General features: G+C 69.4%; 7 protein-coding genes. 2 read left to right on the top strand and 5 right to left on the bottom strand.

What is annotated here, in order from left to right; all coding sequences use genetic code 11:
* Positions 1-315 precede the first annotated feature (315 nt).
* Together ACIP93_RS26965 and dapA are read right to left on the bottom strand one after the other, a co-directional pair.
* On the bottom strand, positions 316-2,001 hold the full coding sequence (locus ACIP93_RS26965) for a ribonuclease J (RefSeq protein ID WP_345217309.1): 1,686 nt from the start codon (positions 1,999-2,001) through the stop codon (positions 316-318).
* Positions 2,002-2,146: 145 nt separating this feature from the next.
* Positions 2,147-3,046, bottom strand: coding sequence for a 4-hydroxy-tetrahydrodipicolinate synthase (gene dapA, locus ACIP93_RS26960; protein ID WP_345217308.1), 900 nt, complete (start codon positions 3,044-3,046; stop codon positions 2,147-2,149).
* Between the two features lie 387 nt (positions 3,047-3,433).
* Here dapA and ACIP93_RS26955 point away from each other — a divergent pair, with 387 nt between their 5' ends.
* Together ACIP93_RS26955 and ACIP93_RS26950 are read left to right on the top strand one after the other, a co-directional pair.
* Positions 3,434-3,673, top strand: coding sequence for a hypothetical protein (locus ACIP93_RS26955; RefSeq protein WP_345217307.1), 240 nt, complete (start codon positions 3,434-3,436; stop codon positions 3,671-3,673).
* Positions 3,674-3,768: 95 nt separating this feature from the next.
* On the top strand, positions 3,769-4,320 hold the full coding sequence (locus ACIP93_RS26950; RefSeq protein ID WP_345217306.1) for a hypothetical protein: 552 nt from the start codon (positions 3,769-3,771) through the stop codon (positions 4,318-4,320).
* Between the two features lie 96 nt (positions 4,321-4,416).
* Here the strand turns inward: ACIP93_RS26950 and ACIP93_RS26945 are convergent, their stop codons facing one another.
* The 3 genes from ACIP93_RS26945 to ACIP93_RS26935 are packed head-to-tail and all read right to left on the bottom strand — an operon-like array spanning position 4,417 to position 7,042.
* The gene (locus tag ACIP93_RS26945; RefSeq protein ID WP_401762401.1) at positions 4,417-4,869 is read right to left on the bottom strand and encodes a hypothetical protein; all 453 of its coding nucleotides are present in this window, start codon (positions 4,867-4,869) and stop codon (positions 4,417-4,419) included.
* Positions 4,870-4,880: 11 nt separating this feature from the next.
* Entirely contained in the window at positions 4,881-5,633 is a 753-nt protein-coding gene (gene dapB, locus ACIP93_RS26940) for a 4-hydroxy-tetrahydrodipicolinate reductase (protein ID WP_401762398.1), read from the bottom strand.
* 29 nt (positions 5,634-5,662) lie between these two features.
* The gene (locus ACIP93_RS26935) at positions 5,663-7,042 is read right to left on the bottom strand and encodes a M16 family metallopeptidase (RefSeq protein ID WP_401762420.1); all 1,380 of its coding nucleotides are present in this window, start codon (positions 7,040-7,042) and stop codon (positions 5,663-5,665) included.
* Between the last annotated feature and the right edge of the window lie 34 nt (positions 7,043-7,076).

Here is a 7,076-nt window from a genome sequence, read left to right as displayed (position 1 = left end):
GCGGGCTTTCCTCCGGACGTTTTCGTTCGGTGTTTCTGTTGTTCTTGCGTCTCCGACTCTATCAGACTGTTTCCAGTGCCGATTTCCTCGGTTTCTGCTCACCGCTTTCCAGGTCCTTCGCTTTCGCGTTTTCCCTTTCCGGCGGCTCCGACTTTATCAGAAGTTCTGAGTCGGAATTTCCAGTCCCGTGGAGGACAGCAGACACGCGAACGTGTGTTGCTTCCCGCTGGGGTGGAGACGTAAACGTACTGGAGCGGGGTGCCCCGATGCAAATCGAGGTGCCCCGCTCCAGAAGATGAGGTACAGGGACCTCGGTCAGACCTCGACCACGACCGGGAGGATCATCGGCCGGCGGCGGTAGGTGTCGGACACCCACTTGCCCACCGAGCGGCGGATGAGCTGCTGGATCTGGTGCGCTTCCATCACTCCGTCGGCCGCGGAGCGCATGAGAGCTTCCTCGATCTTCGGGGTGACGCCGTTGAAGGCCGAGTCGTCGATGCCGGAGCCGCGGGCGTGGAAGGTCGGGCCGCCGACGATCTTGCCGGTGGAGCTGTCGACCACGACGAAGACCGAGATGAAGCCCTCGTCGCCGAGGATGCGGCGGTCCTTGAGGTGGGACTCGGTGACATCGCCGACCGAGAGGCCGTCGACGTACACGTAACCGGCCTGGACCTTGCCGACGATCTTGGCGCGGCCGTCGATCAGGTCGACGACGACGCCGTCCTCGGCGATCACGATGTGGTCCTTGCGGACGCCGGTGAGGGCGCCCAGCTCGGCGTTGGCGCGCAGGTGGCGCCATTCGCCGTGGACCGGCATCAGGTTCTTGGGCTTGCAGATGTTGTAGAAGTACAGCAGTTCGCCGGCCGAGGCGTGGCCGGAGACGTGCACCTTCGCGTTGCCCTTGTGGACGACGTTGGCGCCCCAGCGGGTCAGGCCGTTGATGACGCGGTAGACCGCGTTCTCGTTGCCCGGGATGAGGGACGAGGCCAGGATGACCGTGTCGCCGGGGACGATGCGGATCTGGTGGTCGCGGTTGGCCATCCGGGACAGGGCGGCCATCGGCTCGCCCTGGGAGCCGGTGCAGACCAGGACCACTTCCTCGTCGGGGAGGTCGTCGAGGGTCTTGACGTCGACGACGAGGCCGGCGGGGACGCGCAGGTAGCCGAGGTCACGGGCGATGCCCATGTTGCGGACCATCGAGCGGCCGACGAAGGCGACGCGGCGGCCGTACTCGTGGGCGGCGTCCAGGATCTGCTGGATGCGGTGCACGTGGCTGGCGAAGCTCGCGACGATGATGCGCTTGTCGGCGCTCGCGAAGACGTTGCGGAGCACGTTGGAGATGTCGCGCTCGGGCGGGACGAAGCCCGGGACCTCGGCGTTCGTGGAGTCCGAGAGGAGGAGGTCGATGCCCTCCTCGCTCAGACGCGCGAAGGCGTGGAGATCGGTGAGGCGGCCGTCCAGCGGGAGCTGGTCCATCTTGAAGTCGCCGGTGGCGACGACCAGGCCCGCGGGGGTGCGGATGGCGACGGCAAGGGCGTCCGGGATGGAGTGGTTGACCGCGACGAACTCGCAGTCGAAGGGGCCCAGGCCCTCGCGGTCGCCCTCGACGACTTCGAGCGTGTACGGGCGGATGCGGTGCTCCTGGAGCTTGGCCTCGATCAGGGCGAGGGTCAGCTTGGAGCCGATCAGCGGGATGTCCGGCTTGAGGCGCAGGAGGTAGGGGACGCCTCCGATGTGGTCCTCGTGGCCGTGGGTCAGGACGATGCCCTCGATGTCGTCGAGGCGGTCCTTGATGGAGGTGAAGTCCGGCAGGATCAGGTCGATGCCGGGCTGCTCCTCCTCCGGGAAGAGGACGCCGCAGTCCACGATGAGGAGGCGGCCGTCGAATTCGAAGACGGTCATGTTGCGGCCGATTTCGCCGAGACCGCCCAGCGGGGTGACGCGCAGGCCGCCCTTGGCCAGCTTCGGGGGGGCGCCGAGTTCGGGGTGCGGATGACTCAAAAGACTCTCCTTACCATGCGCGCCACGGAGCTCGGGGAGAGCGTGGCGAACATGTCGTGACGTGCGCGGACGGCACGTGTGGGGGTGGGGGCGGGGTGTCCGCCCGTGCTGGGGGTGGTGCTTGTTCAGTTGTGAAGTCCGTTGTTCAGAGCTGTACCCCGCCCGCGGCGAGGTCGATCTTGAGCTGGTGGGTTTCGTCGGCGGAGAGCTCGACGAGGGGCAGCCGCAGCGGGCCGGCGGGCAGGCCCTGGAGGGCGAGCGCGGCCTTCGTGGTGATGACGCCCTGGGTGCGGAACATGCCGGTGAAGACCGGGAGGAGCCGCTGGTGGAGCTCGGTGGCCTTCTGCACGTCGCCGGACAGGTGGGCGTCGAGGAGGGTGCGGAGCTCCGGGGTGACGATGTGGCCGACGACGGAGACGAAGCCGCAGGCGCCGACGGAGAGCAGCGGGAGGTTCAGCATGTCGTCGCCGGAGTACCAGGCGAGGCCGGAGCGGGCGATGGCCCAGCTCGCACGGCCCAGATCGCCCTTGGCGTCCTTGTTGGCGACGATCCGGGGGTGCTCGGCGAGGCGGACGATCGTCTCGGTGTTGATCGGTACGCCGCTGCGGCCGGGGATGTCGTACAGCATGACCGGGAGGCCGGTGGCGTCCGCGATGGCCGTGAAGTGGCGGAGGAGGCCCTCCTGCGGGGGCTTGTTGTAGTACGGCGTCACCGCGAGCAGGCCGTGAGCGCCGATCTGCTCGGCGGCGCGGGCCAGCTCCAGGCTGTGGCGGGTGTCGTTGGTGCCGACTCCGGCGACGACGTGGGCCCGGTCGCCGACCGCTTCCAGTACCGCCCGTACCAGGTCGTTTTTCTCCGCGTCGCTGGTGGTCGGGGACTCGCCGGTGGTGCCGTTGACGACGAGGCCGTCGTTGCCTGCGTCCACCAGATGGGCGGCGAGCCGCTGAGCGCCGTCGAGGTCGAGTGCGCCGTCCGCCGTGAAGGGCGTGACCATGGCGGTGAGGACCCGCCCGAAGGGGGTCTGCGGAGTGGAGATCGGAGCCATGGGTAACACGCTACTCGCTGATCAGCGCGGGGTGTCCCCTCGGGGGGACACTGGGGAGGCGGGCAGAGGGGGGGGAAAAGGACACCGGCACTGCCTGCTCGGGGGTTCAAGCAGTGCCGGGTCCGTTTGTTCAGCCTAGATGAACTTCTCGAAACGTCGCAATACGGACACCTCGTGCGGCCCATCCGTACATCTGTGCCCGCCTCCTGTTCCGCAAGGGCCATGCAGGCGCGCAGGTGTCCGCGGGGAAATGAGGCGGCAGGGCGTTCTTTGAGCAATCCGGGGAAATCGGGCACCAAGTGAGACGGTTGTTCGTCTGTCTCTGTAGAGGTGCCTGTGCAGGGCATCACAGACACATCCGGATTGATGACATAAGGAGCGCCACCCATGTTTCGCCGGCGAGAAGCCGTCCCGTTCGCCTTCGTGGCCGAGGCCGACCGCTTCCGCAGTAACGTCGTCCCGCCCACTCCCGAACGTCCCAGTGCGAGTCAGGTGCTCGGCCGATCGCTGGTCGGTCTGACCGTGGTCGCCGGGCTCGTCGGTTCCCTGCTCTTCGGGCTTCCCGCGCTGGACCCGGGGCACTCGACGGGCAAGGTGCAGCAGTCCGAGGCGTCCGAGGGACGTTGACTCCTTCCGGCCCCCCTGAGGTGGCCCGGCAGGAGTCCGCTCGGTAGCCTCACCGGGCACAGCGAATCGAGCGTGCTTGTGAGTGAGGACCAGTCGTGCCCCTGCCTTTCCTGACGGCCGATCGCGCTTTTGAAACAGGCGCGGACGACATCGCGCTGCCGTTCGACGATCACGACCAGTGGCGGCGGCCGTACCGCCCCGGGCCCTACCGGGTCGGGACGGCCGCGCTGTTGCTGCTGCTGGCGTCGTTCGTCCTGCTGTCGGCGATGATCATCGCCTTCGCCGCCGAAGTGACCGGTGCGCTGATCGTGTTCGGCGTCGGGGCGGGCCTGATCGCCTGTGCGCTGCGCATCCTGCGGCTCGGGGTGTGGGTCAGCCGGGCCGGGCTGCGCCGGGTGGGGTTCTTCAGCACCGTGACGGTGCCGTGGGACCAGACCTCCCACGTACGGACCGTGCAGCAGCCGGTGCGGTGGCTCGGGCTGCCGCGCACGGTGCAGGGGCAGGCGCTGGTGATGGACCGGCAGGGCGGTGCGGCGCTGCCGCCGCTGCTCACCGACCACGACGCGGACTTCCTGTCCCGGGTGGAGGCGTTCGACCGGGCGGCCGACACCATTGAGGCGTGGGGCGAGGAGTACCGGGGACGGTAGCGCGACGCGCGGTCAGCGCAGGTAAGGGGCGGCCTCCAAGGAGGCCGCCCCTCACCTGTGTGTCTTCGCGCGGGTCCGGGAGGACCGGCCGGGTCCCTAGGACGGGACCTGCTTGCCGTCGTGCAGGGCGATGGCGCGCTGCATCGCCCTGCGGGCGCGCGGGGTGTCCCGGGCGTCCTGGTAGGCGACGGCCAGGCGGAACCAGCAGCGCCAGTCGGCCGGGGAGTCCTCGGTCTCCGCGCGGCGCCTGGCGAACACCTCGTCGGCGGAGTCGCGGTCGATCCGGCCGGCCGGAGTGCGCCGCAGTTCGTCGACGGGCAGTGCCCCTTCGGCGTCCAGGAGCGCCGCCAGCTTGTTGGCCTTCCGTACGAACTGGGTGTTCTTCCAGAGGAACCAGACGCCGATGAGCGGGATGATCAGCGCGGCGAGGCCGAGGCCGACGCCCAGCGGGGTGCCCAGTCGCATCATGGCGACGGCACGGCCGCCGACCAGGACGAAGAAGACGACCAGGACGGCTGCCGTGATGAAGTAGGTGATCTTTGCGCGCATGGCGGGTGCCGTCAGTTCAGGTCGAGGAAGTGTTCCAGGCCGAAGGTGAGGCCGGGGGTGGTCACCACGCTGCGGACGCCGAGCAGGATGCCCGGCATGAAGCTGCTGTGGTGCAGGGAGTCGTGGCGGACGGTGAGGGTCTCCCCCTCGCCGCCGAGGAGGACTTCCTGGTGGGCCAGCAGGCCGCGCAGGCGGACCGAGTGGACGGGGACGCCGTCGACGTCGGCGCCGCGTGCGCCGTCCAGGGCGGTCGAGGTGGCGTCCGGCATGGGGGCGCTGCCCGCCTCGGCGCGGGCCGCGGCGATCAGCTGGGCGGTGCGGGCGGCCGTGCCGGAGGGGGCGTCGGCCTTGTTGGGGTGGTGCAGCTCGATGACCTCGACGGACTCGAAGTACGGGGCTGCGATCTGCGCGAACTTCATGGTGAGGACCGCGCCGATGGAGAAGTTCGGGGCGATCAGGACACCGGTGGAGGGGGATTCCTCCAGCCAGGAGCCGAGCTGCGCGAGGCGGTCGTCGTTCCAGCCGGTGGTGCCGACGACGGCGTGCATTCCGTGGCGTACACAGAATTCGAGGTTGGCCATCACCGAGTCGGGGTGGGTCAGGTCGACGACGACCTGGGCGCCGGAGTCCTTCAGGGTCTCCAGCGCGTCCTCCCGGTCGAGGGCGGCGACCAGGTCCAGGTCCTCGGCGGCCTCGACGGACCGGGCCGCTTCGGAGCCGATGCGGCCCTTGGCACCGAGGACCGCCACGCGCAGCTTGCTCATTGCTTCTTCCTTAAACGCCGTGAAGGGGGTTACGCGACCGCTTCGTCGAGGCGGGCGGCCTGCTTGTCCTTGAGCGGACCGATCACCGAGAGGGACGGCCGCTGTCCCAGGATGTCGCGGGCGACTTCCCTGACCTCGTCCGGGGTGACCTCGGAGATGCGGGTGAGCATGTCGGTGACCGACATGTGCTCGCCCCAGGCCAGTTCGCTCTTGCCGATGCGGTTCATGAGCGCGCCGGTGTCCTCGAGTCCGAGGACCGTGGAACCGGAGAGCTGGCCGACCGCGCGGCGGATCTCGTCGTCGGTGAGGCCGTCGGCGGCCACCTTGTCGAGTTCGTCGCGGCAGATCTTCAGGACGTCGTGCACCTGGCTCGGGCGGCAGCCCGCGTACACGCCGAACAGGCCGCAGTCGGCGAAGCCCGAGGTGTACGAGTACACGCTGTAGGCCAGGCCGCGCTTCTCGCGGACCTCCTGGAAGAGGCGGGAGGACATGCCGCCGCCGAGGGCGGTGTTGAGGACGCCGAGCGCCCAGCGGCGCTCGTCGTTGCGGGCCAGGCCCGGCATGCCGAGGACGATGTGGGCCTGCTCGGTCTTGCGGTTCAGGAGCTCGACGCGGCCGGCGGTGCGGAGCGTGCGGGAGCCCGCGCGCGGGGCGACCGGGGCGGCGTCCGGGCGGCCGAGGGCGCCGGCGTTCTCGAAGGCCCTGCGGACCTGGCGCACGACCTTGGCGTGGTCCACGTTGCCCGCGGCGGCGACCACCAGGTGGGTGGGGTCGTAGTGCTTCTTGTAGAAGCGGCGGATGCGGTCGGCCTGGAGCGCGTTGATGGTGTCGACGGTGCCCAGGACCGGGCGGCCGAGGGGGGTGTCGCCGAGCATGGTGTGCGCGAACAGGTCGTGCACGCAGTCGCCCGGGTCGTCCTCGGTCATCGCGATCTCTTCGAGGATCACTCCGCGCTCGGCGTCGACGTCCTCCTGGCGGATCAGCGAGCCGGTCAGCATGTCGCAGACCGTGTCGATGGCCAGCGGGAGGTCGGTGTCGAGGACGCGGGCGTAGTAGCAGGTGTACTCCTTCGCCGTGAAGGCGTTCATCTCGCCGCCGACCGCGTCGACGGCGGAGGAGATGTCCAGGGCGCTGCGCTTGGCCGTGCCCTTGAAGAGGAGGTGTTCGAGGTAGTGCGTCGCGCCGTTCAGGGACGGGGTCTCGTCGCGGGAGCCGACGTTGGCCCAGATGCCGAAGGTGGCGGAGCGGACGGAGGGGAGGGTTTCGGTGACGATGCGCAGGCCGCCCGGGAGGGTGGTCCTGCGGACGGTGCCGATGCCGTTCTCGCCCTTGAGGAGCGTTTGGGTACGGGCGACGGCCCCCCCCACCCAGGAGGGGCGGGCCGGCGCCGCGGAACAGCTCGACGTCACGTTTTTGCGGCGTCCGTCAGGGCGTCGTCGCCCA

It is taken from the genome of Streptomyces sp. NPDC088745, from assembly GCF_044751045.1.
Lineage (GTDB): Bacteria > Actinomycetota > Actinomycetes > Streptomycetales > Streptomycetaceae > Streptomyces > Streptomyces cremeus.
The sequence above is the reverse complement of the archived record's forward strand: the minus strand, read 5'-3'. Positions and strand labels throughout refer to the sequence as shown.